Source organism: Burkholderia sp. Nafp2/4-1b (assembly GCF_003635165.1).
GTDB lineage: Bacteria > Pseudomonadota > Gammaproteobacteria > Burkholderiales > Burkholderiaceae > Burkholderia.
In genome coordinates this window covers 139,847-164,684 of record NZ_ML058605.1, presented here as the reverse complement: position 1 = coordinate 164,684, position 24,838 = coordinate 139,847, and the positions used below count along the sequence as shown (strand labels likewise).

Annotated in this window: 24 protein-coding genes; 7 read left to right on the top strand and 17 right to left on the bottom strand. The window is 68.6% G+C overall.

Going from position 1 to position 24,838, the window contains the following annotated elements; all coding sequences use genetic code 11:
• Window positions 1-15: 15 nt before the first annotated feature.
• The gene (locus C7H84_RS14785) at window positions 16-1,305 is read right to left on the bottom strand and encodes an efflux RND transporter periplasmic adaptor subunit (RefSeq protein WP_121859481.1); all 1,290 of its coding nucleotides are present in this window, start codon (window positions 1,303-1,305) and stop codon (window positions 16-18) included.
• A 398-nt stretch (window positions 1,306-1,703) separates the two neighbouring features.
• Between C7H84_RS14785 and C7H84_RS14780 the strand changes: the two genes are divergently transcribed.
• Window positions 1,704-2,345, top strand: a complete 642-nt coding sequence (locus C7H84_RS14780; RefSeq protein ID WP_121859480.1) for a TetR family transcriptional regulator — start codon at window positions 1,704-1,706, stop codon at window positions 2,343-2,345.
• A gap of 126 nt (window positions 2,346-2,471) precedes the next feature.
• Here the strand turns inward: C7H84_RS14780 and C7H84_RS14775 are convergent, their stop codons facing one another.
• Window positions 2,472-3,146, bottom strand: coding sequence for a cysteine hydrolase family protein (locus C7H84_RS14775; RefSeq protein WP_121859479.1), 675 nt, complete (start codon window positions 3,144-3,146; stop codon window positions 2,472-2,474).
• Window positions 3,147-3,300: 154 nt separating this feature from the next.
• Between C7H84_RS14775 and C7H84_RS14770 the strand changes: the two genes are divergently transcribed.
• Window positions 3,301-4,302 carry a helix-turn-helix domain-containing protein gene (locus C7H84_RS14770; protein ID WP_121859478.1) on the top strand — a complete coding sequence of 334 codons (1,002 nt, stop codon included), beginning with the start codon at window positions 3,301-3,303 and terminating at the stop codon, window positions 4,300-4,302.
• Window positions 4,303-4,368: 66 nt separating this feature from the next.
• Here the strand turns inward: C7H84_RS14770 and C7H84_RS14765 are convergent, their stop codons facing one another.
• The 6 genes from C7H84_RS14765 to C7H84_RS14740 form a co-directional block, all read right to left on the bottom strand.
• The gene (locus C7H84_RS14765; RefSeq protein WP_121859477.1) at window positions 4,369-5,079 is read right to left on the bottom strand and encodes an SRPBCC domain-containing protein; all 711 of its coding nucleotides are present in this window, start codon (window positions 5,077-5,079) and stop codon (window positions 4,369-4,371) included.
• A gap of 28 nt (window positions 5,080-5,107) precedes the next feature.
• On the bottom strand, window positions 5,108-5,467 hold the full coding sequence (locus C7H84_RS14760; protein WP_121859476.1) for a DUF427 domain-containing protein: 360 nt from the start codon (window positions 5,465-5,467) through the stop codon (window positions 5,108-5,110).
• Between the two features lie 139 nt (window positions 5,468-5,606).
• Window positions 5,607-6,044, bottom strand: a complete 438-nt coding sequence (locus C7H84_RS14755; protein ID WP_121859475.1) for a carboxypeptidase-like regulatory domain-containing protein — start codon at window positions 6,042-6,044, stop codon at window positions 5,607-5,609.
• Between the two features lie 95 nt (window positions 6,045-6,139).
• Window positions 6,140-7,624, bottom strand: a complete 1,485-nt coding sequence (locus C7H84_RS14750; protein WP_121859474.1) for a DegQ family serine endoprotease — start codon at window positions 7,622-7,624, stop codon at window positions 6,140-6,142.
• A 111-nt stretch (window positions 7,625-7,735) separates the two neighbouring features.
• Entirely contained in the window at window positions 7,736-9,082 is a 1,347-nt protein-coding gene (locus C7H84_RS14745) for an ATP-binding protein (RefSeq protein ID WP_121859473.1), read from the bottom strand.
• A 3-nt stretch (window positions 9,083-9,085) separates the two neighbouring features.
• The gene (locus tag C7H84_RS14740) at window positions 9,086-9,748 is read right to left on the bottom strand and encodes a response regulator (protein WP_121859472.1); all 663 of its coding nucleotides are present in this window, start codon (window positions 9,746-9,748) and stop codon (window positions 9,086-9,088) included.
• A 183-nt stretch (window positions 9,749-9,931) separates the two neighbouring features.
• Here C7H84_RS14740 and dacB point away from each other — a divergent pair, with 183 nt between their 5' ends.
• The 3 genes from dacB (at window position 9,932) to C7H84_RS14725 (ending at window position 13,964) form a co-directional block, all read left to right on the top strand.
• Window positions 9,932-11,467 (top strand): D-alanyl-D-alanine carboxypeptidase/D-alanyl-D-alanine-endopeptidase, encoded by a 1,536-nt coding sequence (dacB, locus tag C7H84_RS14735; protein WP_121859471.1) that lies wholly within the window; start codon window positions 9,932-9,934, stop codon window positions 11,465-11,467.
• Between the two features lie 353 nt (window positions 11,468-11,820).
• Complete coding sequence (locus tag C7H84_RS14730; protein WP_121859470.1) at window positions 11,821-12,735, top strand: sterol desaturase family protein; 915 nt, start codon at window positions 11,821-11,823, stop codon at window positions 12,733-12,735.
• Window positions 12,736-12,824: 89 nt separating this feature from the next.
• Entirely contained in the window at window positions 12,825-13,964 is a 1,140-nt protein-coding gene (locus C7H84_RS14725) for an SGNH/GDSL hydrolase family protein (RefSeq protein WP_121859469.1), read from the top strand.
• 90 nt (window positions 13,965-14,054) lie between these two features.
• On the opposite strand, the gene C7H84_RS14720 is transcribed toward C7H84_RS14725, so the two are convergent.
• The 6 genes from C7H84_RS14720 to pyk form a co-directional block, all read right to left on the bottom strand.
• A complete protein-coding gene (locus C7H84_RS14720; RefSeq protein WP_121859468.1) occupies window positions 14,055-15,083 on the bottom strand; it encodes an L-threonylcarbamoyladenylate synthase in 1,029 nt (342 codons plus the stop codon).
• Between the two features lie 11 nt (window positions 15,084-15,094).
• Window positions 15,095-16,291 (bottom strand): 5-(carboxyamino)imidazole ribonucleotide synthase, encoded by a 1,197-nt coding sequence (locus C7H84_RS14715; protein ID WP_121859467.1) that lies wholly within the window; start codon window positions 16,289-16,291, stop codon window positions 15,095-15,097.
• A gap of 87 nt (window positions 16,292-16,378) precedes the next feature.
• Window positions 16,379-16,900, bottom strand: a complete 522-nt coding sequence (purE, locus tag C7H84_RS14710) for a 5-(carboxyamino)imidazole ribonucleotide mutase (RefSeq protein ID WP_121859466.1) — start codon at window positions 16,898-16,900, stop codon at window positions 16,379-16,381.
• A gap of 17 nt (window positions 16,901-16,917) precedes the next feature.
• The gene (locus tag C7H84_RS14705; protein WP_121859465.1) at window positions 16,918-17,808 is read right to left on the bottom strand and encodes a phosphoribosylaminoimidazolesuccinocarboxamide synthase; all 891 of its coding nucleotides are present in this window, start codon (window positions 17,806-17,808) and stop codon (window positions 16,918-16,920) included.
• Between the two features lie 231 nt (window positions 17,809-18,039).
• Complete coding sequence (fba, locus tag C7H84_RS14700) at window positions 18,040-19,104, bottom strand: class II fructose-bisphosphate aldolase (protein ID WP_121859464.1); 1,065 nt, start codon at window positions 19,102-19,104, stop codon at window positions 18,040-18,042.
• Window positions 19,105-19,406: 302 nt separating this feature from the next.
• Window positions 19,407-20,843 carry a pyruvate kinase gene (gene pyk / locus C7H84_RS14695; RefSeq protein ID WP_121859670.1) on the bottom strand — a complete coding sequence of 479 codons (1,437 nt, stop codon included), beginning with the start codon at window positions 20,841-20,843 and terminating at the stop codon, window positions 19,407-19,409.
• Here pyk and C7H84_RS37575 point away from each other — a divergent pair.
• Window positions 20,842-20,970 (top strand): hypothetical protein, encoded by a 129-nt coding sequence (locus tag C7H84_RS37575; RefSeq protein WP_256097633.1) that lies wholly within the window; start codon window positions 20,842-20,844, stop codon window positions 20,968-20,970. The genes pyk and C7H84_RS37575 overlap by 2 nt on opposite strands.
• 157 nt (window positions 20,971-21,127) lie before the next feature.
• On the opposite strand, the gene C7H84_RS14690 is transcribed toward C7H84_RS37575, so the two are convergent.
• The 3 genes from C7H84_RS14690 to C7H84_RS14680 form a co-directional block, all read right to left on the bottom strand.
• On the bottom strand, window positions 21,128-22,324 hold the full coding sequence (locus C7H84_RS14690) for a phosphoglycerate kinase (protein ID WP_121859463.1): 1,197 nt from the start codon (window positions 22,322-22,324) through the stop codon (window positions 21,128-21,130).
• A gap of 280 nt (window positions 22,325-22,604) precedes the next feature.
• Window positions 22,605-22,928, bottom strand: a complete 324-nt coding sequence (locus C7H84_RS14685; RefSeq protein ID WP_121859462.1) for an AzlD domain-containing protein — start codon at window positions 22,926-22,928, stop codon at window positions 22,605-22,607.
• Window positions 22,925-23,680, bottom strand: a complete 756-nt coding sequence (locus tag C7H84_RS14680; protein ID WP_121859461.1) for an AzlC family ABC transporter permease — start codon at window positions 23,678-23,680, stop codon at window positions 22,925-22,927. Before C7H84_RS14680 ends, C7H84_RS14685 begins: the two co-directional genes overlap by 4 nt.
• Before the next feature lie 207 nt (window positions 23,681-23,887).
• Between C7H84_RS14680 and C7H84_RS14675 the strand changes: the two genes are divergently transcribed.
• Window positions 23,888-24,811 carry a branched-chain amino acid transaminase gene (locus tag C7H84_RS14675; protein ID WP_121859460.1) on the top strand — a complete coding sequence of 308 codons (924 nt, stop codon included), beginning with the start codon at window positions 23,888-23,890 and terminating at the stop codon, window positions 24,809-24,811.
• Window positions 24,812-24,838 lie beyond the last annotated feature (27 nt).

Below are 24,838 nucleotides of genomic sequence, written 5' to 3'. Positions count from 1 at the left end.
GAAACAGGCTCCCTGTTATTTCGCGCTCGACGCAGCAGCGGCGCTCGCCGGTGCGGCGCCCGAGGCGGCGGCACCCGATGCGGCGGTGCCCGATGCGGCTGCGGCGCCGGAACCGGCAGCAGCCGGCGCGGCGGATGCGGCGGCCGCGCCCGATGCGGCAGCGGCTGCCGGCAACTGGGCCGGGACCGACTTCACCGTCGCACCCGGACGCACCTTGTCGACGCCCTGCACGATCACGCGGTCGCCCGCTTGCAGGCCGCCTTCGACGACCCAGTTCTGACCCTGCATGCCGGTCGTCTTCAGCGGACGCGGCTCGACCTTGTCGCTTGCGTTCACGACCATCGCGATCGCCTGGCCCTTCTGGTCGTGCGTGACGCCGATCTGCGGCACCAGGAACGCGTTCTCGTTCACGCCTTCCTCGATCCGTGCGCGCACGAACATCCCCGGCAGCAGCACGCGGCCCGGGTTCGGGAACACGGCGCGAATGGTGACCGAGCCGGTGGTCTGGTCGACCGTCACGTCCGAGAACTGCAGCTTGCCGGCTTCCGAATAGGTCTTGCCGTCTTCGAGGATCAGCGACACCTTCGCGGCGCCCGGGCCGCTCGTCTTCAGGCGGCCGCTCTGCACGTCCTGGCGCAGCTTCAGCCCGTCGAGGCTCGATTGCGTGAGGTCGACGTAGACCGGATCGAGCTGCTGCACCGTCGACATCAGCGTCGCCTGGCTCGCCTGCACGTATGCGCCCGGCGTCACTTGCGAAATGCCGACGCGGCCGGTGATCGGCGACACGACGTCCGTATAGCCGACATTGATCTGCGCGGTCTCGACCGCTGCCTTGCCGGCCGCGACGTCCGCCGCGGCCTGCCCTTGCGTGGCCACCGCGTTGTCGTATTCCTGCTTGCTGACCGCGTTCGCCGCGACCAGCACCTTGTAGCGCGCGACCAGCGCGTTCTGCGTGACGAGGTTTGCCTGCGCCTTCGCGAGCGTCGCCTTCGCGCTGTTCAGTTGCGCGATGTACGGGGCGGGATCGATCTTGTAGAGGCGCTGGCCGGCCTTGACGTCGCTGCCTTCGGTGAATTCACGGCGCAGCACGATGCCGTCCACCCGTGCGCGGACCTGCGCGACGAGGAACGCGCTGGTGCGGCCCGGCAGTTCGGTGAAGACCGATACGTTTTGCGGCTGGACGGTGACGACGCCGACTTCCGGCGTTTGCGGCGGCGGTGCCGATTCTTTTTTCCCGCACGCGGCCAGGAAAACGGCGGCCGTCGCGACAGTGAGTAAGCGGTATGGAACCCGTTCGACGCGCATGGAGCGACCTCTGTGTATAACCATTGGAATAAGTGCGGCGCCCGACCGGAGCGCCACACGGATGCGCCTCGCGGCGCAGATCGAACACCTGAATTACTGGACTGCTGGATACAGCAAGTCGGCACGAAACCTCCATGCCGACGAGACGCCGCGAACTGCGGACAGGTACTAGGGCGGGAATCAGCAGAGTGGGATATTAACTGATTGCCACTTGGGTCATTCGATCGTAGGGTGGTATTGTATATACATTCACGAATGTATGTAAAAAGCCCGTTTGGCCCCAGCCCCTGTTCAGTCTTACGAATTGTTACCAGCCGCCAAGCATAGCCGGTCCAGTCGGCAGCGACGAGGGTTGCGGACCCTATATTCACCTACGATCGATCCATTCAGGCCTGCACATGGTCAGACGCACCAAGGAGGAGGCGCTCGAGACGCGTAACCGCATTCTCGACGCCGCCGAACACGTGTTCTTCGAGAAGGGCGTGTCGCACACGTCGCTCGCCGATATTGCCCAGCACGCCGGCGTGACGCGCGGCGCGATCTACTGGCATTTCGCGAACAAGAGCGAGCTGTTCGACGCGATGTTCGACCGCGTGTTCCTGCCGATCGACGAACTCAAGCGGATGCCGCTCGACGCGCCGGGCGGCAATCCGCTCGAGAAGATCCGCAAGATCGTGATCTGGTGCCTGCTCGGCGTGCAGCGCGACCCGCAATTGCGGCGCGTGTTCAGCATCCTGTTCATGAAGTGCGAGTACGTCGCGGACATGGAGCCGCTGCTGCAGCGCAATCGCGCCGGGATGAGCGAGGCGCTGCATGCGATCGACGCCGATCTCGCGGGGGCCGTGCGGCTCAAGCTGCTGCCCGAGCGGCTCGACACGTGGCGCGCGACGCTGATGCTGCACACGCTCGTCAGCGGTTTTGTGCGCGACATGCTGATGCTGCCCGACGAGATCGACGCCGAGCAGCATGCGGAACAGCTCGTCGACGGCTGCTTCGACATGATGCGTTACAGCCCGGCGATGCTGAAGACGGGCGACTGACGGATCAATCGCCCCGACGGCGCGTTGCGCGCCGTTTCATCCTGATAGGCCGAGCGCTTCGGCCGCGCGCGGCAACTCAAGCGCCGCGCGTTGCCCGCCGAATCTCCGTGCTCTGCTGTGCGTCGCTCACGCCGCCTTCGCGCGTTGCGCGCGGGCCCGCCGGTTCGACGCGGCCACCGAATCGCGCGTCGGCATCGCCGCGCCGCCGAGCCCGGCGATCCACGCATCGGTCGACATCACGGTCGCGAAATTCGACTGGAACACCACCGTGTACGCGCGGTGAATCTCTTCCGCGCTGACCGCTCCCGCTTCGTTCTCGTACGGCACCGCGCCGGTCGCGTCCGCCAGGTACTCGACGGCGAGCCCCGCGTGCGCCGCGTGATAGACCGTCGACGCATTGCAGTTATGCGTCATGTAGCCCACGACCGCGAGCGTGTCGATACCGTGCGCGTCGAGCCACGCGGCGAGATCGGTGCCGGCGAACGCGCTGGCCTGCGCCTTCACGATCAGGTGCGCATACGGGCGCTCGGCGACGACCGGATGCAACGCGACGCCGTCCGTGCCCGGCGCGAAGATCGGCGCACCGGCCGGCGCGACGTGCTGGACGACGATCACGGGCACGCCGGCCGCCTGCGCGGCGTCGATCGCGCGGCCGATGTTCGCGAGCGATGCGTCGACGGGCGGATATTCGATCGGCAGGTCGCCCGTCACGTATTCGTTCTGCACATCGATCACGATCAACGCGCGGCGGGAGGCGTACGACGAGGAAGACGAAGAGGAAGACGGCACGGCGTTCGACATGACAGGATCTCCGGATTTGGCAGCGTCGCCCCGCTCCGGAACGAAGCAGCCAGCAGCGCGATGTGATGCATTGTCGGATCGCTTCGCATATGCGGACAGTGGCCCGATAGCCATTCTTCGATAGAATCGGGCCATCGTCCTCCCGGAGCCCGCCATGCGCGCCGCTGCGTCGTCCGTTGCGCCTGCCCCGACCGTCGTCGCCGTGATCGCGTACGACGGCATCAGCCCGTTCCACCTGTCGGTGCCGTCCGTCGTGTTCGGCAAGGAGCGCGATGCGGGCGCGGCGCCCGTATTCGATTTCCGGGTCTGCTCGGCCGAGCGCGGCCCGCTGGCGACCACCGGCGGCTTCACGATCACCGCGCCATACGGGCTCGACGCGCTCGACGATGCCGACATCGTCATCGTGCCGGCGTGGCGCGATCCCGACGAAGCGCCGCCGGCGGTCATGGTCGATGCGGTGCGCACGGCGGCCGCGCGCGGCGCGCAGGTCGTCGGCCTGTGTCTCGGCGCGTACGTGCTCGCCGCGGCCGGGCTGCTCGACGGACGCCCGGCGACGACACATTGGGCGTGGGCCGACGATTTCGCGCAGCGCTTCCCGCGCGTGAAGCTCGACCCCGACGTGCTGTACGTCGACGACGGCAACCTGATGACGTCGGCCGGCACGGCCGCGGGGCTCGACTGCTGCCTGCACGTCGTGCGGCGGCGCTTCGGCTCGGAGGCCGCGAACCAGATCGCGCGCCGTCTCGTGATCCCGCCGCACCGCCAGGGCGGGCAGGCGCAATACGTGCCGCAGCCCGTCGCCGCGCATCCGCGCGACGCACGGCTCGCGGGCCTGCTCGACTGGGTCCGTGCGCATCTCGACGTCGCGCACAGCGTGGATTCGCTCGCCGAGCGCGTGCTGATGAGCCGCCGCACGTTCACGCGTCACTTCCGCCAGGCGACCGGCACGACCGTCACCGCGTGGCTGCAGGCCGAACGGCTCACGCGCGCGCAGCATCTGCTGGAAACCACCGGACAATCGATCGATGCGATCGCGCAGGCGGCCGGCTACGGTTCGAGCGTGTCGCTGCGCCAGCATTTCGCGGGCGCGCTCGGCACGTCGCCGTCGGCGTATCGGAGGGAGTTTCGCGGCGCCGGGCCCGACGCGCTGCGGTAATGGCCGCAGCGGGCAGCGCGCCGCCGGCAGGGAGCCGCGCAACGCGCCCGCAGCCGCGGCAACCGCTCAGGTGCCGTTGATCCAGCGCGCCGCATACAGCAGCAGCGCGACGAACGCGATGATCGCCGCCCACACCCAGACGGGCAGCGGGCCGGATTCGCGATGATGAACGGCGCTCGCGGCGCGGCCGGTCAGCGCGCCGCCCAGGTGCGGCGACAGCGGACGCTTCGCCGCGGCCATCAGCGACGCCGGCCGCAGGAACACATGCTGGCGACGTTGCGGGCTCGAGCGTGCGCGGTTCGGCACGAGCCCGTGCTTCGCCTGCACGACCGCGCAGAATTCACGGAAGAAATCGTCGGTCCACTCGCGCAGCGCGTTCTCGATCTGCCGCGCCGGCAGTTCGGCGAGCGGGCCGCTCGCCGTCGTCCACACCACGTAGTCGATCCGCGTCGCGGCCGCATCGTCATCGTCAGGCAGCAGCACGAGCTCGACCTGTCCGCGCAATGCGCCGAGCCCGTCGGCGCGCGCCTTGAAGTTCAGCACGCGACGCGGCTGCCCTTCCGCGTCGCCCTGTTCGCTCGCGGAGTGCGCGCGCACGTCGTAGCGCGCACGCAGCGGGCCGAGCGGCACCGTGATCGTCAGCGCGAACTCGCCGTGCGCGAGTTTCGCAAACGATTCGCAATGGTCGAAACTCGCCCGCAGCAGCGCGAGATCCTCGAGCGCGTCCCGCACGACAGCGGGCGCGAGCGGTACGCGTAACGTGTCGTTCAGTTCCATGAGGCCTCCCCGATGAACCCGCGCCGCATCAGGACGTCTCGACGAGACTGTCGACCCGGGCGACATCGAAGGCGACGTAGTGCGCAAGCACGGACGCGGTCGCCCCCGGTGCTTCGTAACTCCATGCGGCGTTCTCGATCACGCCGTCTTCGGTCTGCAAATCGAAATACACGGCCTGCCCCCTCAGCGGGCACACCGTCGTGACGCTCGACTTCACGAGCCTGCGCATGTTGACGTCGCCGCGCGGCAGGTAATGGATGTCCGGCAGGCCCGCTTCCCGCACGGTCAGCGCGCCGTGCGAATCGGCATAGGTAATGCCGCGATGAATCACGCGCACGCGATGGCGGTTCGGCACGATTTCGAGGCGAGGGGCGGCGGCATCGGACATCGTTTCTCCTTCGGGGGCGGCCCCGGCGGGCAAGCGGACGCAGGAAACGAAAAAGCCACGGCACAAGTGCCGTGGCTTTCATTATGGGCGAAACTTCATCCGATTGCGCGACTCGGGGCGCCGGCCCGCGCGCGATGCGCTACTGCGCACTCCACTGGAACGCGGCCTTCGCGCCGCCCTTCGCACCGACCGTGACCGCGCGCGATTCGTCGCTGCCCTGGTATGACGCATGGACGGTGTAGCGCCCCGGCGGCAACTTCACGAGCATGTACGGGCCGCGCGCGTCCGTCGCCAGCAGCTCGGCGCCCTTGCCGTCGACGATCCGCACGTGGACGTCGGCCAAGTATTCGCCACCCTTGCCGGTGAAGCGCAGCGCCAGCGGCCACGCCGCCTCGTTGCTCTCGAATGCCGTCGATTGATCCTTGCCGATGCCGCCTGACACATAGCTGATATCGCCCTGCTGGCTCGCCGCGGGCAAGCCGTCCGATTGGGCGTACGCGCCGGGCGCGGCAACGACGCAGCCGGCAGCCAGCGCCGCGGCGGCGGCAAATCGGGACACGTTGCGTAGATATTGCATGGCTCTCTCCTTTCGGGTCGGAACACAGCACCACGGGGCCGAACGCCGGCGACGCCCGCTTGGGGCCGGCATGGCCGGCCCGCAACGACCGCCGGTCAGCTCAGGTCGACCGGCACGAAGATCTGTGCATTATCGCGCTGAATCAAGAGAGCAAGACTGTTGCCCGCTCCCTTGACCGCCTCGCGCAGCTGCTCGGGGCTGGTGACAGGGCGGCCGTTGACCGCGAGGATCACGTCGCCGGGCTGGATGCCCGCGCTGGCTGCCGGGCCGCCGGCCTGCTGCACGATCAGCCCGTGCGACAGGTTGGCGGCGCTGCGCTCCTGCGGCGAGAGCGGACGCACCGCGACGCCGAGGCGCCCCTGCTCGACCGGACCGCCGTCGTTCGACGCCTGCTTCGCGTCGGTCATCGCGCCGAGCGTCACGCTGATCGACTTCTTCGACTTGTCGCGCCACACCTGCAGGTCGGCCTTCGAGCCCGGCTTCAGGTTCGCGATCTGCGCGGGCAGCGACGTGGAATCGGCGACCGGCGAGCCGTTGACCGCCAGGATCACGTCGCCCGGCTGCAGGCCGGCCTTCGCGGCCGGGCCGTTCGGATCGACCGAGCTGACGAGCGCGCCGTCCGGCTTCTGCAGCCCGAACGAGCTCGCGAGCGTCTGGTTCAGCCCCTGCACGGCGACGCCCAGCCGGCCGCGGCTCACGTGGCCCGTCTTAACGAGTTCGTCCTTGACCTTGATCGCCTCGTTGATCGGGATCGCGAACGACAGGCCCTGGAAGCCGCCCGTCTGCGAGTAGATCATCGAGTTGATGCCGATCACCTCGCCCTGCAGGTTGAACAGCGGGCCGCCCGAGTTGCCCGGGTTCACCGGCACGTCGGTCTGGATGAACGGCGTGTAGTTCTCGTCGGGCAGCGCGCGCGATTTCGCGCTGATGATGCCGGACGTGACCGTGTTGTCGAAGCCGTACGGCGAACCGATCGCGACGACCCACTGGCCGACCTTGCTCTGCGATGGATCGCCGATCTTCACGGTCGGCAGGCCGCTCGCGTCGATCTTCAGCACCGCGACGTCGGACTGCTTGTCGGCGCCGATGACCTTCGCCTTGTACTCGCGCTTGTCGGTCAGCTTGACCGTGACGACGTTCGCGCCGTCGATCACGTGCGCATTGGTGAGGATGTACCCGTCGGAGCTGATGACGAACCCCGAACCGAGGCTCGCGCTCGGCTGGTCGTCCGGCTGCGCGTCGCCGCCCATGCCCGGCACTTGGCCGTAGAAGTGCTTGAAGAACTGGTAGAACGGGTCGCTCGGATCGATCGGCAGCTGCGGCTGCTGCACGCGCCGCGACACCTGCTTCACGACGTGCTTCGCACTGATGTTGACGACCGCCGGGCCATAGGTTTCGACCAGCCCGGAGAAATCGGGAATGCCGGTTTTCGCCGCGGCTTCGGCCGGCATCAGCGCTGCGGCCTGCGCGGGCGTGATGATCTGCGGATCGGCGCGGCGGGTGCCTGCGACATAGCCTGCGGACAGGGCGGCCGCCACGGCGACTGCGACGGCGCCGCGCGCAAGGAATCGGGTGTTCATCGTAGGACCTCCTCGTTGTTAGGTCGCAGCGTAACGACCCTGACTTAAAGGAGGCTTAATCGACCTTAAACGGGGCTTAGGCCGCCGCCGCGGCCCGCGCCAGCCGGTTCGTCATACGGATTCCGACGCGTGCGGCGCGGGCTCCGTCAGCTCGGCGTCGCGGAACACGACGCTCACGAGCAGGCCGCCCGCGGCCGCGTCGCCGAGCGTCACCGTCGCGCCCTGCTGTGCCGCGACGCGCTTCACGATCGCGAGCCCGAGCCCGCTGCCCGACACGTCGGTGCGCGCCCGCGCGGTGCTGTCGCGGTAGAAGCGGTCGAACACGCGTTCGCGCTCGTCGGCCGGGATGCCGGGCCCGCTGTCGCCGATCTGCACGCACGCGCGGCCGGCCGCGTCGCGCGTGAGCGATACGTCGATGCGGCCGCCATCGGGCGTGTACTTCACCGCGTTGTCGAGCAGGTTGCCGAACATCACGCGCAGCGCGCCGATGTCAGCGACGACGCTCGCCGCGCACGTCTCCTCGAAGCCGAGATCGATGTGGTGCCGCTGCGCGAGCGGCGCGTGCGCGGCCACGCATTCGACGAGCAGCGCCTGCAGGTCGACCGGCTCGCGCATCGTCGCACCGTCGGGCTCCGCCCGGGCGAGCGCGAGCAGTTGTTCCGTGAGGCGCGTCGCGCGCGTGATGCCGTCCTGCAGGTCGGCGACCGCTTCGCGGCGCGACGTGTCGTCCTTCGCGCGGGCGACGAGCTGCGCCTGGATCTGCACGGCAGCGAGCGGCGTGCGCAACTCGTGCGCGGCATCGGCGACGAACGCCTTCTGCGTATCGAGCGCCGCCGACAGCCGCGCGAGCAGCCCGTTCAGCGCGTGCACGAGCGGCTGCACCTCGAACGGCAGCCGAGCGTCGGGCAGCGGATCGAGCGCTTCCGGCCGGCGCGCCTCGACCGCGCGCGTCACACGGGCAAGCGGCGCGAGCCCGCGCCCGACGATCACCCAGACCGCGGCGCCGAGGAACGGCAGCAGCACGATCAGCGGCCACAGCGTGCGCAGCGCGACGTTCGCCGCGAGGCGGTTGCGCACCGACAACGGCTGCGCGAGCTGCACGACGTTGTCGCCGACGATCGCGCCGTACACGCGCCATTCGCCGCGATCGGTGCGCTCGGTCGAGAAGCCGAGTTCCGCCCGCGGCGCGATCGGCGCGCGCGGATGCGAGAAGTACATCAGCACGCCGTTGCGGTTCCATATCTGGATCACGATGCCTTCGTCGCCGTTGGTGCGCGAACCGAACACCTGCGAGAACGGCTCCGACGGCAGCGCCGCGGCGATTTCCTGCAGCTGGTAGTCGAACAGTTCGTTCGCTTCGGCGAGCGCCTGCCGGTAGATCAGCCAGCCCGCGATGCCCACGCCGGCGACCACGATCGCGAGCAGCCAGATCAGCAATTGATGACGAATCGACCTCACGCGTCAGCTTTCCTTGACGACCATGTAGCCGAGCCCGCGCACGTTGCGGATCAGGTCCGAGCCGAGCTTCTTGCGCAGCGCGTGGATGTAGACCTCGACCGTGTTGCTGCCGATCTCCTCGCCCCAGCCGTACATCTTCTCCTCGAGCTGGCTCTTGGACAGCACCGCGCCGGGCCGCGCGAGCAGCGCCTCGAGCAGCGCGAACTCGCGTGCGGACAGCGCGACGGGCGCGCCGTCGAGCGTCACCTGATGCGCCGCGGGGTCGAGCGTCAGCGCGCCGTGGCGGATCAGCGATTCGCTGCGCCCCGCCTGGCGGCGGATCAGCGCGCGCATGCGCGCACCCAGTTCGTCGAGGTCGAACGGCTTGACGAGGTAGTCGTCGGCGCCCGCGTCGAGGCCCTTCACGCGGTCAGCGATCGCATCGCGCGCGGTGACGATCAGCACCGGCAGCGCCAGCCCGCGCGCGCGCAGCGTGCGCAGCACGTCGATGCCGTCGCGCTTCGGCAGGCCGAGATCGAGCAGCAGCAGGTCGTACGCTTCGCCGCCGAGCGCCGTGAGCGCCGCGTCGCCGTCCTGCACCCAGTCGACCGCGAAGCCGTCGGCGCGCAACGCCTTGCGTACGCCTTCGGCGATCATTCGATCGTCTTCAACAAGCAGAATCCGCATCGGAACCGGAACCCATGGGGCGAGTGAAACATGGCGACCATTGTAGCGCCGCGAATCGCCGGTGCCGGCTGCAATGCAACAGAAAGGCGGTTTGCAAGGGACGCTCGCGGACTTGTCTCTACAATGTGCGCTCCGGCGCCGCGCGCGCCCTGCCCGAACCCCGTGCTTTTCCCGTATTCGCCCATGCCGATTTCCGCTCTCTCCGCCCGGTTCGCTCCCCAGGCCCGCGTCTGCCTGCGCGCGGCCGTCGTCGTCGCCACCTGCACGGCCCTTGCGTTCGCGCCGCCCGCGCAGGCCCGCAAGAAATCCCACAAGGAAGCACGCAAGACTGCAGTCGTGTCGCCCGCCGCGCGCGCGGCCGGCCTGCCGGCGTCGGTGCTCGTCGCGCTGCAGCGCGCGAAGGTGCCGGCGTCGGCGATGAGCGTCGTGGTCGAGCGCGTCGGCGATCCGGAGCCGCTGATTGCGTGGAACGCCGACCGGCCGATGCTGCCGGCCTCGACGATGAAGCTCGTCACGACCTTCTCCGGCCTGTCGATCCTCGGCCCCGACTTCCGCTGGCGCACCACCGCGTATGCGGACGGCCCGGTCGACCCGGACGGCACGCTGCAGGGCAACCTGTACATCAAGGGCACCGGCGATCCGAAGCTCGTGCCCGAGGAGCTGATCGACCTCGTCGACAAGATCCGCAAGGCCGGCATCAAGCGCGTGGCCGGCGGCCTCGTGCTCGACAAGAGCTACTTCGCCGCGTCGACGCGCGACCTGCCGTCGTTCGACGACGACGTGAGCGCGCCGTACAACGTCGGCCCCGATCCGCTGCTGTACGCGTTCAAGGCCGTGTCGTTCACGGTCACGCCGGGCGACGACGGCAAGGTCGCCGTCGACGTGCTGCCGCCGCTCGCGAACCTGTCGATCGACAACCAGCTGGTCGAAGGCTCGGGCTCGTGCAGCGCGGCGGCCGCGGCCGCGCGTCCGACGCTGTCGGCCGGCGGCACCGGGCTCATGACCGCATCGTTCGCCGGCGACTATCCGCTGCGCTGCGGCGCGCACACGACCAATCTCGCGATCCTCGATCACACGACCTTCTTCGCGCGCGGCTTCCTCGCGCTGTGGCAGCAGGACGGCGGCACGATCGCGGGGCCGGTCAGCGAAGGCAAGGTGCCGAGCGCCGCGCGACCGCTCGCGGTCCATCACAGCCCCGTGCTCGGCAGCATCGTCTACGACATCAACAAGTTCAGCAACAACGTGATGGCGCGCAACCTGTTCCTGACGATCGGCGCGGTCGCAGGCAAGCCGCCCGCGACACCCGAGCAGTCGAGCCGCGCGATCCATGCATTCCTGCAGAAGAGCGGGATCGCGATGCCCGACCTCGAGGTCGAGAACGGCTCGGGCCTGTCGCGCGACGAACACGTGAGCGCGCTGTCGCTCGCCGCGCTGCTGCAGGCCGCGAACGCGAGCCCGGTCGCGCAGGCGTTCATCGACTCGCTGCCGATCGCCGGCATCGACGGCACGATGAAGAACCGCCTGACCAACGCCGGCGTGCTCGGCAACGCGCACATCAAGACCGGCACGCTGCGCGACGTGCGCGCGATCGCCGGCTACGTCGCGGGCGCCGACGGGCAGAGCTACATCGTCGTCAGTTTCATCAACAACGATCACGCGGAAGGCGCGCGCGCCGCGCACGACACGCTGCTCGAATGGATCTACGCGGGCGCGCATTGACGGCGCGCGCGCCGCGTGGCCGTTGACCGGCTGTCGCGATCGGCTCGTGGCGAGTGCGGCGCGGCGCGGCACCGGCCAGCGGAGCGCCGGTCCTCCGACTGCGCCGCCCGTTTGAAACGGCGTCGGCCGCCCGCACACCGCACACCGCCGGCCAGCCACGCCGATAAAACGGGGCCGCACCGCGCGGCCCCGTTGCGCATGGCTTCGGTAGAAACCCTGTCCTCAGAGGGAACCCTCTACGCTGCCCCCTCGCCTAGCGCGTGGCGATTGCGTAGGCTGTTGGCCTGACCGATATCTACAACGGGCCATGCGCCCGGCCTCACGGCTTGCAGGGGAACGGAGGAGACACGCCCATGCGATTCGACGTCGAATTGCTTCTGCTCGCGCTGGCGCCCGTCTTCCTGCTCTGCATCGCGTGGGAAGCCTGGCACCTCGCGCGCACTCGCGCACAGGATCACGTCTATGCGTGGCGCGACACGCTGTGCAATGCGGCACTCGCGCTGATGCACCAGGGCGCCGACAAGCTCGCGTGGCTGTTCGTGATCCCCGTTTATGCGTACTGCTACGCACATTTCCGGTTGTTCACGTGGCGCGACGGCTGGCTGTCGTTCGCCGTGCTGTTCGTCGGCCAGGATTTCCTCTACTACGTGTTCCACCGCGCGAGCCACCGCGTGCGCTGGCTGTGGGCGGCGCACGTCGTGCACCACTCGTCCGAGCGGATGAATTTCTCGACCGCATTCCGGCAGAGCCTGATGTATCCCGTCGCGGGCATGTGGGCGTTCTGGCTGCCGCTCGCGTTCCTGGGCTTTCCGCCGCAGCAGATCGTCGGCATCGTGCTGATTAACCTCGCGTTCCAGTTCTTCGTGCACACGCAGGCGATCGGCAGGCTCGGCTGGCTCGAATACGTGCTCAACACGCCGTCGATCCATCGCGCGCACCATGCGCGCAACCCGCGCTACATCGACCGCAATTACGCCGGTGTGCTCGTGATCTGGGACCGCCTGTTCGGCAGCTACGTCGACGAGTCGCCCGACGATCCGCCGCAATACGGAATCGTCGAGCCGCTCGGCTCGAACAACCCGCTCGTCGCGACGTTTCACGAGTGGGTGTCGATGGCGGCCGACGCGTTGCGCGTCGCCGGATGGCGCAACAAGCTGCGCGCGATGTTCGGCCCGCCTGAATGGGCGAGCGCTTATCATGCGCAGATCGCCGAGGCCGCCAACCACGATCCGCGCACGACGCCGCTTGCGGCCGTGCGCGACCGATAAGCCACTTCAGCCAACGGCCGCCGCGCAGCCCGAACCTGAGCGGGCACGCGGCAGATGCACCAAGGCCATATCTACGAGGAGATACATCGATGCAGTCACAACAACCTACTCCGTCGCGCAACCGTCAACGCCTGCTGCGCACCGCGCAGGTCGCGATCGCGGGCGCCGCGCTCGCGCTGCTGGCCGCGTGCGGCGGCGGCGACGATAACAACAGCAGCAGCGCGTCGAACACGCCGCCGTCGGGCGTGAAAATGCAGATCGTGTCGTTCGGCGACAGCCTGTCGGACGTCGGCACCTACTCGCAGATCAAGCTCGGCTTCGGCGGCGGCCGCTTCACGACCAACCCGGGCCAGGTGTGGACGCAGGACGTCGCGCAGTACTACGGCGACACGCTGCAGCCCGCGAACCAGGGCGGCTTCGGCATTCCGCTGCAGGCCACAGGCGGCCTCGGCTACGCACAGGGCGGCTCGCGCGTGACGCTGCAGCCGGGCATCGGCCACGCAGCGTCGAGCGTGCCGAACGCCGACTACGCGCAGGCCACCACGACGCCGATCGCCGACCAGGTCAAGCAGTACGTCGCGCAGCACGGCAGCTTCAACGCCGGCCAGATCGTGCTGATCAACGGCGGCGCGAACGACATCTTCTATCAGGCGCAGGTCGCGCAGGCGCAAGGCAACACGCCGGCAGCCCAGCTTGCGGCCGCACAGGCGATCGGCCTCGCCGCGCAGCAGCTCGGCGGCATCGTCCAGCAGATCGTCGCGGCCGGTGCGACGCACGTGTTCGTCGCGAACGTGCCGGACATCGGCGGCACGCCGCTCGCGCTGCAGGGCGGCACGCAGGCCGCGTTCACGCAACTGTCGGGCCTGTTCAACCAGACGCTGGTCGGCACGCTCGCCGCACTGAAGGTCGACCCGACGAAGTACGCGGTGGTCGATTCGTTCACGTGGCAGGACGGCATCGCGGCCAACTACCAGGCGAACGGCTTCAGCGTGTCGAACACCGACACGGGTTGCAACCTGAAGGCGATGGTCGCAGCGGCGACGCAATACGGCGTGGCTGACGCGACGGCCTTCGGCTCGTCGCTGTTCTGCTCGCCGCAGACCTACACGACCGCCAACGCCGACCAGACCTACATGTTCGCCGATCTGGTCCACCCGACCACGCACCTGCATGCGCTGTTCGCGCAGTACGTCGAACAGCAGATCGCGAAGTCGGGCGTCGGCAAGTAAGCCGCCGGCCACGCGCCCAAACGAAAACGCCTGACCGGTTCGCGCCGGTCAGGCGTTTTTTCATTTCGGGAGCGGAACGCGACGATTGCGTCAGTCGCGTGCTTCGAACGCCGCGGCCGCACGACCAAGACGATCGTTGACCGCGATCCACTCGACGGTCTCGGGAAGCTTCTCGACGAGGATGCGTGCGACCTGCGCACGATCGAGCGCACGCAGCATCCCGTAGAGCTCGCGCGCATACGCCTGCGGATCTTCCGGCGCCGCGATGAAGTGCACGCCGTCGGCCTGCGCCCAGCGTCCCGCACGCGATGCGCGCGCGACGAGCGCGACGCGTTCGCCGTCGGTCTGGGCGGCCGCCAGCAGCGCTTCGAGCGCGTCGAACGGCAACAGCGCGAGCGGCGTGCGCGGCGCGTAATGCGCCTTCAGCGTGCCGGACGCGCGCGGTGCGGTCGCGTCGCTGCCGTCGGGCAGACGCGGCGCGCGCCCGAGCACGTCGGCGATCTGCCGCGGCGTCACGTGGCCCGGGCGCAAAAGCGCGGGGAAACCGCGCGACAGGTCGAGGATCGTCGATTCGATGCCGACTTCGGACGCGCCGCCATCGAGCACGTGCACCGTGTCGCCGAATTCGTCGCGCACGTGCTGCGCGGTGGTCGGGCTCACGTGGCCGAAGCGGTTCGCGGACGGCGCGGCGACGCCGCCGTGGCCGCCTCGGCGCGCGCTGAACGCGGCCAGCAGCGCCTGCGCGACCGGATGCGACGGGCAGCGCAGGCCGACCGAATCCTGGCCGCCGCTCACGGCGTCCGGGATGCGCGCATGGCGCTTCAGGATCAGCGTGAGCGGACCGGGCCAGAATGCGTCGATCAGCGCCTGCGCATCGGCCGGCAGGTCAGCGGCCCAGTAGCCGGGGTCGCCGCCGGGCGGCAGATGCACGATTACCGGATGGTTCGCCGGCCGCCCTTTCGCCGCGTAGATGCGCGCGACGGCCTCGGGGTTCGCCGCGTCGCCGCCGAGCCCGTACACGGTTTCGGTCGGGAACGCGACGAGTTGCCCGGCATCGAGCAGCGCGGCGGCCGCGTCGATCTGCGCGGGCGTCACGGCGTTCGGGAGATCGGTGGACATCGGCTGGCGCCTCAGTCGAGCGGTACGCGCAGCAGCTGCGCGCACGCGTTGGCGGCGGCGACGGCGGCGTCGCGCGTCTCCGCCGTGAAGTTCACGTGGCCCATCTTGCGGCCGACGCGCGCTTCTTCCTTGCCGTACAGATGCAGGTGCGCGGCCGGCATCGCGGCGACCGTGTCCCACGGCGGCGTGACAGCGTCGGCCGCCGCACCGTTGGGGAACCACACGTCGCCGAGGATGTTCAGCATCGCGGCCGGCGAATGCTGGCGCGGGTTGCCGAGCGGCATGCGCGTCATCGCGCGCACCTGCTGCTCGAACTGGCTCGTTGCGCACGCATCGACCGTGTAGTGGCCGGAGTTGTGCGGGCGCGGCGCCATTTCGTTCGCGACGAACGAGCCGTCTTCCAGCACGAAGAATTCGACGCACAGCACGCCGACGTAGCCGAGCGTGTCGGCGATCCGGATGGCCGCCTGCTGCGCCTCTTCGACGCGTGCCGCATCGGCGGCCGGCGCCGGCACCACGGTCAGCGCGAGGATGCCGTTGTGATGCACGTTCTGCGCGAGCGGGAACGCGGCCGAACGGCCGTCCGCGCCGCGCGCGATCAGCGCGGACACTTCGTATTTCAGCGGCAGGCGCTTCTCGAGCACGCACGGCACGCCGCCGAGCGCCGCATGCGCATCGCGCGCTTCCTGCGCCGTGCTTACGCGCACCTGGCCCTTACCGTCGTAGCCGAGGCGCGCCGTCTTCAGGATGCCCGGCAGCACCGCGTCGAGCGCGGCATCGTCGAGCGCGGCGAGTGCCGCCGTCGATTCGATCACGACGTGCGGTGCGACCGGCACGCCCGACGCTTCGATGAACCGCTTCTCCGCGATCCGGTCCTGCGCGACCGCGACGCAGCGGCCGGCCGGCGCGACGAACGTGGTGCGCGCGAGGAAATCGAGGCTCGCGGCCGGCACGTTCTCGAATTCCGTCGACACGGCGTCGCACAGTTCGGCCAGTTCGGCGAGCGCGGCTTCGTCGTCATAAGCCGCGCGCAGATGGCGGTCGGCGACCGTGCCGGCCGGGCTCGTCGGGTCGGGATCGAGCACGGCGACGCGATAGCCCATCGACTGGGCGGCAAAGCAGAACATGCGGCCGAGCTGGCCACCGCCGACCATGCCCAGCCACGCGCCGGGCAGGATCGGGGAAACGGAATCAGGAGTTGCGGTCATGTCAGTGATCGGTCGCGACGGGCGCTGCCCGCCGCAGTGGGTAGGTCAGGCGGCCGCTGGAATGTCGGAGCGGCCGCCGGTGCGCCGTCATGCCAGCGGCGGCAACACCATTGCGTGCGCGGCTTCGTTCTGGCGCACCCGGAACGCGGCGAGCCGGTTCGCGTAGTCGGCCGACGTGCCGGACAGGATCGACACCGCGAACAACGCGGCATTCGCGGCACCGGCCTCGCCGATCGCGAACGTCGCGACCGGCACGCCCTTGGGCATCTGCACGATCGAGTGCAGCGAATCGACGCCCTTCAGGTACTTGCTCGCGACCGGCACGCCGAGCACCGGCACGGTCGTTTTTGCGGCCAGCATGCCGGGCAGGTGCGCGGCGCCGCCGGCACCCGCGATGATCGCGCGCAACCCGCGCTCGCGCGCCTTCTCCGCATAGTCGAACATCTCGTCGGGCATCCGGTGCGCGGACACGACCTTCGCTTCGTACGGCACGCCGAATTCCTGCAGGATCGCGACCGCGTTCTTCATCACGTCCCAGTCGGAACTGGAACCCATCAGCACGCCGACGAGCGGCGCGCTGTGCGTGTGGGCAGTCTGGACTTCACTCATTTCGTGGGTTCCTTGGCTCACGCGAGCGGCTGGCCGGTGATGCGCTCGAGCGCTTCCTGGTACTTCGCGGCCGTCTTCTCGACGACGTCGGCCGGCAGCGCCGGCGCCGGCGCGGTCTTGCCCCACGGCTGCGTCTCGAGCCAGTCGCGCACGAACTGCTTGTCGAACGACGGCGGGTTGGTGCCGACCTGGTACTGGTCGGCCGGCCAGAAGCGCGACGAATCGGCCGTCAGCACTTCGTCCATCAGGTACAGCTTGCCGTGGTTGTCGAGACCGAATTCGAACTTCGTGTCGGCGATGATGATGCCGCGCGTCGCCGCGTAGTCGGCCGCTTCCTTGTACAGCTTGATCGAGATGTCGCGGATCGTCGCGGCCAGCTCGGTGCCGATGCGGCGCTCGGTTTCCTCGAACGTGATGTTCTCGTCGTGCTCGCCGAGCTCGGCCTTCGCGGCCGGCGTGAAGATCGGCTCCGGCAGCTTCTGCGCGTTCTGCAGGCCTTCCGGCAGCTGCACGCCGCACACCGCGCCCGACGCCTGGTATTCCTTCCAGCCGCTGCCGGCCAGGTAGCCGCGCACGACCGCTTCGATCATGATCGGCTCCAGGCGCTTGACGACCGCCGCGCGGCCCTTGACCTGCTCGACTTCGTCGGCCGCGACGACCGATTCCGGCGCGTCGCCGGTCAGGTGGTTCGGCACGATGTGCGCGAGCTTGTCGAACCAGAAGTTCGCCATCTGGTTCAGCACGCGGCCCTTGTTCGGAATCGGCTCGCCCATGATCACGTCGAATGCCGACAGGCGATCGGTCGTGACGATCAGGAGCTTGTCGTTGCCGACCGCGTAGTTGTCGCGGACCTTGCCGCGACCGAGAAGCGGCAGCGAGCGGAGCGTGGATTCGTAAAGGGTAGACATCGTCTTTTCGCAGATAAGGAGCCAAACAAAAAGGGAAACGCCGTTCCCCGCGGCAGGCGGGAACGGCGGTCTTGCAATGCGTCGGCGAACCGGCGGGCGATCGCGCCCGCGGCTGCCGGCCGGCCCTTGTTCGGCCGGACGGAATGGCTGTCAGGGCCGGATCGAATCCGCCGCCCGGGCAGCCAACCCCGGCCCGGCGGCGAAACCGGGCGGGGCAATCGTACTACAGTCTCAGCGCACGACCTGCGCGAGCGCGCCGGACTTGTACTGTTCGGCGATCTTGTCGAGCGACACCGGCTTGATCTTCGCGGCCTGGCCTTCGCAGCCGAACGCGAGGTAGCGGTCGACGCACACCTTCTTCGCCGCTTCGCGCGCGGGCTTCAGGTAGTCGCGCGGATCGAACTTGCCCGGGTTCTCGAACAGGTAGCGGCGGATCGCGCCGGTGATCGCGAGACGCAGGTCGGTGTCGATGTTGATCTTGCGCACGCCGTGCTTGATGCCTTCCTGGATTTCCTCGACCGGCACGCCGTAGGTTTCCTTCATGTCGCCGCCGAATTCGCGGATCTCGGCCAGCAGTTCCTGCGGCACCGACGACGAACCGTGCATCACGAGGTGCGTGTTCGGGATGCGCGCGTGGATTTCCTTGATGCGCTGGATCGACAGGATGTCGCCCGTCGGCTTCTTCGAGAACTTGTACGCGCCGTGCGACGTGCCGATCGCGATGGCCAGCGCGTCACACTGCGTGAGCTTCACGAAGTCGGCGGCCTGCTCCGGATCGGTCAGCAGCTGCTCGCGGGTCATCGTGCCTTCCGCGCCGTGGCCGTCTTCCTTGTCGCCCTTCATCGTCTCGAGCGAGCCGAGCACGCCGAGTTCGGCTTCGACCGTCACGCCGATCGAGTGCGCCATCTCGACGACCTTGCGCGACACGTCGACGTTGTACTCGTACGAGGCGACCGTCTTGCCGTCGGCTTCGAGCGAACCGTCCATCATCACGCTCGTGAAGCCGCTGCGGATCGCGGCCGTGCAGACTGCCGGCGACTGGCCGTGATCCTGGTGCATCACGACCGGGATGTGCGGATACGACTCGACCGCCGCTTCGATCAGGTGGCGCAGGAACGGCTCGCCCGCGTACTTACGCGCGCCGGCCGATGCCTGCATGATCACGGGCGCGCCGACCTGATCCGCCGCCGCCATGATCGCCTGGATCTGCTCCAGGTTGTTCACATTGAAGGCCGGCAGGCCGTAACCGTGCTCTGCCGCGTGGTCCAGCAATTGACGCATTGATACGAGAGGCATTGTGGAACTCCTTGGAATGAAAACCGGTGCGCCCTGACGCCGGCGCGGCGCTCGCTCCCGTCTGGACCGGGACGGCACGGCGCGGCTGAGCGTCGAATAGCCGCATTTTATCGCGAAGCGCCTCCGATTCCGACCGCCCGGTGGCGCGTACTCGCAATTTGTTACCTTCGCACGGCACAATCGGCCCAAAAAACAGAAAAAAAGCCGCGCGAGGCATCCGGCCCCCGCGCGGCTTTCATCTAAAAATGGCGCCCGATCAGCTCGGGCGGCCGGCGCATGCCGGCCTGCAATCGCCCGGTCGCTCAATAATGCTCGCCGACCCGCACGATCTTCAGCGTGTTGGTGCCGCCCGCCTGCCCCATCGGCTCGCCGACGGTCAGCACGACCATGTCGCCGTGCTGCACGTAGCCCTGCTTGACGACGATCTCGAGGGCCGCCTGCAGCGCCGAGTCGCGGTCGCTGTTGAAGTCGACGTGCAGCGGCGTCACGTTACGGTACAGCGCCATCGTGCGCTCGCTGCCGACGCGCGGCGTCAGCGCGAAGATCGGCACGTGCGTGTAGTGACGCGACATCCACAGCGCGGTCGCGCCCGATTCGGTCAGCGCGATGATGGCCTTCGCACCGAGGTGGTACGCGGTAAACAGTGCGCCCATCGCGATCGACTGGTCGATCCGCGTAAACGTGCGGTCGAGGAAATCCTTGTCCAGCTCGACGTGCTCGGACTTTTCCGCTTCGACGCACACGGCCGCCATCGTCTCGATGGTGACGACCGGGTACTTGCCGGCGGCCGTCTCGGCCGACAGCATCACGGCGTCGGTGCCGTCGAGCACCGCGTTCGCGACGTCCGACACTTCCGCGCGGGTCGGCACGGGCGCGTGGATCATCGATTCCATCATCTGCGTCGCGGTGATCACGAGCTTGTTCGACTCGCGCGCCATCCGGATCATCCGCTTCTGCAGCGCCGGCACGGCCGCGTTGCCGACTTCCACCGCGAGGTCGCCACGCGCGACCATGATGCCGTCGGATGCGTCGAGGATGCTCTGCAGCGCCGGAATCGCTTCGGCGCGCTCGATCTTCGCGATCATCTTCGGCTTGATGCCGTACGGCGCGCCCGCGATGTTCGCGAGCTGGCGCGCCATTTCCATGTCGGTCGCGTTCTTCGGGAACGACACCGCGACGAGATCCGCGCCGAGCGACATCGCCGTGCGGATGTCCTCCATGTCCTTCGCGGTCAGCGCGGGCGCCGACAGGCCGCCGCCCTGGCGATTGATGCCCTTGTTGTTCGACAGCTCGCCGCCCACCTTGACGGTCGTATGGATCTCGTCGCCGAGCACGCGCTCGACGGTCAGCACGATCAGGCCGTCGTTCAGCAGCAGCAGGTCGCCCGGCTTCAGGTCGCGCGGCAGTTCCTTGTAGTCGAGGCCGACCCGCTCGTCGTTGCCGAGCTCGCAGCCCGCGTCGAGGATGAAGGCCTGGCCCGGCGTCAGCGTGGTCTTGCCGTTCTCGAACTTGCCGACGCGGATCTTCGGGCCCTGGAGGTCGGCCATGATCGCGATCTCGCGGCCGACCTTGCGGGCAGCCTCGCGCACCATCTCGGCGCGCTGGCGGTGATCGTCGGCCGTGCCGTGCGAAAAATTGAGCCGCACGACGTCGAGGCCCGCCTGCATCATCTGCAGCAGAATCTCCGGCGAACTGGAAGCCGGGCCGATCGTGGCGACTATCTTGGTGGCGCGCTGCATGAAACTCCTCATCTGGATCAAGGTGGATGCGCTGGGTGAAACGCTGCGAGAGCCGGAATCGGCGGGCCCAGCGGCGGCCGTTCCGGGGGGCGTGCCGGTGCTTGCGCCCGGCATCGCTTTGTTCTGAATCTCGTGGTGCTGCACGGCCGCGTCGCCGGCGGCCGCTAGTGCGCGCGGGGCGGTGTTCGCCCGCGCGGGCGCGCGTTTGCGCTTGCCCGCGCCGGCCGGCTGCTCCGCTTTCGCGGAGCGCGCGGCCTTCGTCACCCCTGCGCGCGCCGCCACGCTCAGGCCGCCCGCGTTTCGAGCACTTCCACCGCCGGCAGCTTCTTCCCCTCGAGGAACTCGAGGAAGGCGCCGCCGCCCGTCGAGATGTAGCTGACCTGGTCGTGGATGCCGTACTTCGCGATGGCCGCGAGCGTGTCGCCGCCGCCCGCGATCGAGAACGCGGACGATTTGGCGATGGCTTCTGCGAGCGTCTTGGTGCCGTTGCCGAACTGGTCGAACTCGAACACGCCGACCGGGCCGTTCCACACGATCGTGCCGGCCTTCTCGAGCTGGCTCGCGAGTGCCTTGGCCGTATCGGGGCCGATGTCGAGGATCATGTCGTCCGCTTCGATGTCGGCGACCTGCTTCACCGTGGCCGCGGCCGTCGGCGAGAATTCCTTGGCGGTGACGACGTCGGTCGGGATCGGCACCGACGCGCCGCGCTCGCGCGCTTCGTCGATGATCGCCTTCGCTTCCGCGACGAGATCGGCTTCCGCGAGCGACTTGCCGATCGACAGGCCGGCCGCGAGCATGAACGTGTTCGCGATGCCGCCGCCGACGATCAGCTGGTCGACCTTGCCGGCCAGCGACTTCAGGATGGTCAGCTTGGTCGACACCTTCGAGCCGGCGACGATCGCGACGAGCGGACGCGCCGGGTTGCCGAGCGCCTTGCCGAGCGCGTCGAGTTCGGCGGCCAGCAGCGGGCCCGCGCACGCGACCGGCGCGTACTTCGCGATCCCGTGGGTGGTCGCTTCCGCGCGGTGCGCGGTGCCGAACGCGTCGTTCACGTACACGTCGCAGAGCTTCGCCATCTTCTGCGCGAGCTCGTCCGAATTCTTCTTCTCGCCCTTGTTCACGCGGCAGTTCTCGAGCAGCACGACCTGGCCCGGCGCGACGTTCACGCCGTTCTCGACCCAGTTCGCGACGAGCGGCACATCGCGGCCGAGCAGTTCGCCGAGACGCTTCGCGACCGGCGCGAGCGAGTCTTCCGGCTTGAATTCGCCTTCGGTCGGACGACCGAGGTGCGACGTGACCATCACGGCCGCGCCCGCGTCGAGCGCGGCCTGGATGGCCGGCACGGACGCACGCACGCGCGTGTCTTCGGTGATGTTGCCGTGATCGTCCTGCGGGACGTTCAGGTCGGCGCGGATGAACACCCGCTTGCCGGCGAGCTGGCCGGCGGCGATCAGGTCGGTAAGACGCTTGACTTGGCTCATGTTGAACAGATTGAAGTAGTGGATGGGGAAAGGGGGTTCACACTGGACGTGCGCGGGCTGCCGCGAAAGGGCGCCGGATGCGGCCGTGGCTGGCGGTTCGCATGACGCGCACGGGTAAAAATCTCGAACGGGCATTCTAGCCGATCCACCCGGCAGACTGACCCGTGCGGCGGCGAATTCCGCCTATTTGGGATCGCACGCGGCCGCCGGCCCATTGCCGCAATGCAACAATGCGCGTGCGCGCGCAGCGGAGGTCCGGCCGGCGCGGCGCGGGGCTGCGTCAGAAGATCAGGCGCAGTACGGTAAAGACGAGCATCCCGATGATGATCGTGCCGAGCATGCTGCGCCGCCACAAAAACCAGCCGAGGCCCGCGAGCGCCGCATAGAACGGATGGTTGGACAGCGCGAACGACAGCCCGGCCGGCGTTTCGAGCACGTCCGGCAGCACGACGGCGACGAGCGCGGCGGCCGGCGCGTAGCGCAACGCGCGCTGCGCGCGCTCGGGCAGCACGGTGCGTTCGCCGCCGAGCAGGAACAGCGCGCGCGTGACGGCCGTGACTATGGTCATCCCGACGATGACGATCCAGATTTCGGTCGCGCTCAATCGATTTCCTTTTCGTGCACGGTTTCGGTGCGGATGCGGCGCCAGTCGGCGCGTTCGACGAAGAAATCGGCCGTGCAGCCGGCCGCCAGCGCGGCCAGCACCGCGATCGGCAGCGCGAGCCGGTACGGCAGGTCGAACGCGATCAGCGACACGATGCCCGCGACCGCGACGGCCGCGAGCGTCGAGCGGTTCGCGACCGCCGACACCATGATCGGGATCAGTGCGAGCGTGCCGGCCAGCTCCAGCCCCCAGCTCGCGGGAAAGAAGCTCGCGAGCAGGATGCCGGCGAGCGACGACACCTGCCACGACAGCCAGCTCGCAAGCGCCATCCCCCAGAAGTACGCTTCCTTGCCGGGCACGTGGCCGTACGCGAAGCCCTGTTTCTGGAACAGCAGGTAGATCACGTCGCCGTTGAAATAGCCGATCGCGAGGCGCCGCCAAAGCGGCAGGTAGGAAAAATGGGGCGCAAGCCCGGCGCTGAAGATCACGAAACGCATGTTGACCATCGCGGCCGTGAGCAGGATCGTCCAGACCGGCAGCTTCGCGACGAGGAGCGGCAGCACCGCGAGCTGCGACGAGCCCGCGTACACGAGGATCGACATCGCACTCGCCTGCCCGAGCGTCATCACCGACTTGCTCATCGCGATGCCGGTGACGAGCCCCCAGGAGAGGATCGCCATCAGTGTCGGGGAATAGTCGCGCGCGCCTTGGATCAGCGCGAAGCGGTCGGTGGCGGACAATCGAGCGAGCATGGGAAAGCGGGCCGCAGCGGGCGGTTCGTCCGGGCGCCGGCGTCTCCTGCCGGCATGGCCCGTCGTTATTGGAATCGGTACCGGTCGATTATAGCGCCGGCCCTGTGCCGACCGACCGGATCGACGCCAAATGACGCTAAAATAAGCGTCTTTGCAGCTCAACGCTGCACACAACCCGCAGCACCTCACTGCTTCCAGGAGAATCCTATGTCAATGGCCGACCGCGACGGCAAGATCTGGATGGACGGCAAGCTGATCGACTGGCGCGACGCCAAGATCCACGTCCTGACCCATACGCTGCACTACGGCATGGGCGTCTTCGAGGGCGTGCGCGCGTACAAGACGGCCGACGGCAGCACCGCGATCTTCCGCCTGCCCGAGCACACCAAGCGTCTGCAGAATTCGGCGAAGATCTTCCAGATGGACGTGCCGTTCGACCGGGAAACCCTCGAAGCCGCGCAGCTCGAAGTCGTGCGCGAAAACAAGCTCGAGTCGTGCTACCTGCGCCCGATCATCTGGGTCGGCCCGGAAAAGCTCGGTGTGTCGGCCAAGGGCAACACGATCCACGTCGCGATCGCCGCGTGGCCGTGGGGCGCGTACCTCGGCGAGGACGGCCTCGCGAAGGGCATCCGCGTGAAGACGTCGTCGTTCACGCGCCACCACGTGAACGTGTCGATGGTGCGCGCGAAGGCGTCCGGCTGGTACGTCAACTCGATCCTCGCGAACCAGGAAGCCACCGCCGACGGCTACGACGAAGCGCTGCTGCTCGACGTCGACGGCTACGTGTCGGAAGGCTCCGGCGAGAACTTCTTCCTGGTCAACAACGGCAAGCTGTACACGCCCGACCTGTCGTCGTGCCTCGACGGTATCACGCGCGACACGATCATCACGCTCGCGAAGGACGCCGGCATCGAGGTGATCGAGAAGCGCATCACGCGCGACGAGGTCTACACGTCGGACGAAGCGTTCTTCACCGGCACGGCCGCCGAAGTCACGCCGATCCGCGAACTCGACAACCGCACGATCGGCAGCGGCGCGCGCGGCCCCGTCACGGAAAAGCTCCAGTCGGCGTTTTTCGATATCGTGTCGGGCAAGAACGCGAAGTACGCGCACTGGCTGACGAAGGTCTGAGCGCGCCGCGCCACCGACCGCCCCACC